At 75.0% G+C, this 3,087-nt stretch carries 2 protein-coding genes; both read left to right on the top strand.

What is annotated here, in order from left to right:
* The first annotated feature begins 129 nt into the window (after positions 1-129).
* Positions 130-1,488 carry a M16 family metallopeptidase gene (locus FNQ90_RS17720; protein ID WP_182607280.1) on the top strand — a complete coding sequence of 453 codons (1,359 nt, stop codon included), beginning with the start codon at positions 130-132 and terminating at the stop codon, positions 1,486-1,488.
* Between the two features lie 35 nt (positions 1,489-1,523).
* The gene (locus FNQ90_RS17715) at positions 1,524-2,948 is read left to right on the top strand and encodes a M16 family metallopeptidase (RefSeq protein WP_182607279.1); all 1,425 of its coding nucleotides are present in this window, start codon (positions 1,524-1,526) and stop codon (positions 2,946-2,948) included.
* Positions 2,949-3,087 lie beyond the last annotated feature (139 nt).

Genomic DNA, 3,087 nt, shown 5'->3' with positions numbered 1-3,087 from the left:
GTCCGGTGCCCCGCCGGCCGACCCGTGCGGGCCCGCCGTGCCGCGGGCCCGTCCGTGCCGAACCGCCCCTACCGAACCGCCCGTGCCCGCCGACCCCGTCGGCGACACGACGAAAGGAACCACATGACCATCGGCCACACGGCCACCCCACGGGAGTCCACCGGCGGACTCACCGCGACCGAGCACCGGCTGTCCAACGGCCTGCGCGTGGTGCTCTCCGAGGATCACCTCACCCCCGTCGCGGCGGTCTGCCTCTGGTACGACGTGGGCTCCCGTCACGAGCGGCCGGACCGCACCGGCCTGGCCCACCTCTTCGAGCACCTGATGTTCGAGGGGTCGGCCCAGGTGCCCGGCAACGGGCACTTCGAGCTGGTGCAGGGCGCCGGCGGCTCGCTCAACGGCACCACCAGTTTCGAGCGCACCAACTACTTCGAGACGATGCCGGCCCACGAGGTGGAGCTCGCGCTCTGGCTGGAGGCCGACCGCATGGGCACCCTGCTGACGGTGCTCGGCCAGGAGTCGCTGGACAACCAGCGCGACGTGGTGAAGAACGAGCGTCGCCAGCGGTACGACAACGTCCCCTACGGCACCGCGTTCGAAAAGTTGGTGGCGATGGCGTACCCCGAGGGGCACCCGTACCACCACACCCCCATCGGCTCGATGGCACACCTGGACGCCGCCTCGCTGGAGGACGCCCGGGAGTTCTTCCGCACCTACTACGCCCCGAACAACGCGGTCCTCGCTGTGGTCGGCGACATCGACCCGGAGCAGACCCTGGCGTGGGTCGAGAAGTACTTCGGCACCATCCCCGCCCACGACGGCAAGCGCCCCCCGCGCGACGGCACCCTCCCCGAGACCCTGGGCGAGGAGCTGCGCCGCGAGGTGGTCGCGGACGTCCCGGCGCGCGCCCTGATGGCCGCCTACCGCCTCCCGCACGACGGCACCCGCGAGGCCGACGCCGCCGACCTGGCGCTGACCGTGCTGGGCGGTGGCGAGTCCTCCCGTCTGCACAACCGCCTGGTGCGGCACGACGGCACGGCCGTGACGGCCGGGTTCGGCATGCTGCGCCTGGCCGGCGCGCCCTCCCTGGGATGGCTGGACGTGAAGACCTCCGGCGACGCGGAGATCCCCGTCATCGAGGCGGCCGTGGACGAGGAGCTCGCGCGGTTCGCCGCCGAGGGCCCCACCGACGAGGAGATGGAACGGGCCCGTGCCCAGTTGGAGCGCGAGTGGCTGGACCGGCTGGCCACCGTCGGCGGCCGGGCCGACGAGCTGTGCCGCTACGCCGTCCTGTTCGGCGACCCGCGGCTGGCGCTGACCGCCGTCGAGCGGGTGCTCGCGGTCACCCCGCAGGAGGTCCGCGAGGTCGCCGCCGCCCGACTGCACCCCCGCAACCGGGCGGTGCTGGTCTACGAACCGGGCGAGGACCCCGCGGACGCCGACGGGGCGACCGACACCACGGGCACGGAGAGCGAGGAACAGCGGTGACGGAGACCGAGACCACCCCCGTCGAGGGGACCGGGATGCGGCTGCACCCCCGGCCCGGCAGCGGCACCCCGAAGCCCTGGGCCTTCCCGGCCCCCGATCGCTCCGCGCTGCCCAACGGCCTGACGGTGCTGCGCAGTCACCGTCCCGGGCAGCGGGTCGTGGCGGTGGAGGTCCACCTGCCCGCACCGCTGGCCGCCGAGCCCCGGGACCGGGAGGGCGTGGCCACGATCACCGCCCGTGCCCTGTCCGAGGGCACCGACCGGCACACCGGCGAGGAGTTCGCCGCCGAGCTGGAACGCTGCGGGGCGACCCTGGACGCCTGGGCCGACCACGCCGGGATCCGGATCTCGCTGGAGGTCCCCGCCTCCCGTCTGGGCCGGGGCCTGGAACTGCTGTCCGACGCCCTGCGCGCCCCGGCCTTCCCCGAGCACGAGGTGGAGCGGCTGGTCCGCAACCGCCTCGACGAGATCCCACACGAGCTGGCCAACCCGGCCCGTCGGGCGGCGATCGCCCTGTCCGAGGCGATCTTCCCGGCCGACAGCCGCATGTCCCGACCCCGCCAGGGCTCGGCGGAGACCGTCGCGCGCATCGACACCAAGGCCGTGCGGGCCTTCCACGAGGCGCACCTGCGGCCCGCCACCGCCACCGCTGTGGTGGTCGGTGACCTGACCGGCGTGGACCTCGACGGGATGCTCGGGGAGACCCTGGGCACCTGGCGGGGCGACGACCGGCCCCCGGCCCCGTACGCGCCGGTGGCCGGTGACGACTCGCCGCGGGTGATCGTGGTGGACCGGCCCGGTTCGGTTCAGACCCAGCTGCTCATCGGCCGGGTGGGCCCCGACCGGCACGACCGGGTCTGGCCCGCCCAGCAGTTGGGCGTCTACTGCCTGGGCGGCACGCTCACCTCCCGGCTGGACCTGGTGCTGCGCGAGGAGAAGGGCTACACCTACGGTGTGCGGGCGTACGCCCGCGTGTTGCGCTCCTCCGCCGACGGCACCGGCGGTTCCCTGCTGGCGATCAGCGGCTCGGTGGCCACCGAGGTCACCGGCGAGGCACTGGCGGACCTGCGGCGGGTGCTGGTCACCCTCGCCGAGGAGGGCCTGACCGACACCGAGCGGGACACCGCGGTGCGGAACCTGGTGGGTGTGGCCCCATTGCGGTTCGAGACGGCCGCCGCGGTGGCGGGCACCCTCGCCGACCAGGTGGAGCAGGAACTGCCGGACGACTTCCAGGCCCGGATGTACGAGCGCCTGGCGGAGACCGGCACGGTCGAGGCGACGGCGGCGGCCGTCGCCGCCTTCCCCGCCGACCGCCTGGTGACGGTCCTGGTGGGCGACGCCTCCCGGATCGCGGAGCCGGTGCGCGGCCTGGGCTTCGGCGAGGTGACGGTGGTCACCGGCGAGGCCGTCGACCCGGAGGCCGACCCCACCGTGGCGGACGGGGACGGCCCGGCCGCCTGACGTCGGCGCCGGGTGGGGCGGGTCGCCCCTGCCCCACCCGGCGCCCGGGGGTCCCCGGACCCGGGCACCGCGCGGAATCTCCCCGCGCGGGCACCGCACCCGCGCGCCGGGGTGTCCGGAAATGATCGCCCCATCGACA

Source organism: Streptomyces alkaliphilus, from assembly GCF_014141535.1.
Lineage (GTDB): Bacteria > Actinomycetota > Actinomycetes > Streptomycetales > Streptomycetaceae > Streptomyces > Streptomyces alkaliphilus.
The sequence above is the reverse complement of the archived record's forward strand: the minus strand, read 5'-3'. Positions and strand labels throughout refer to the sequence as shown.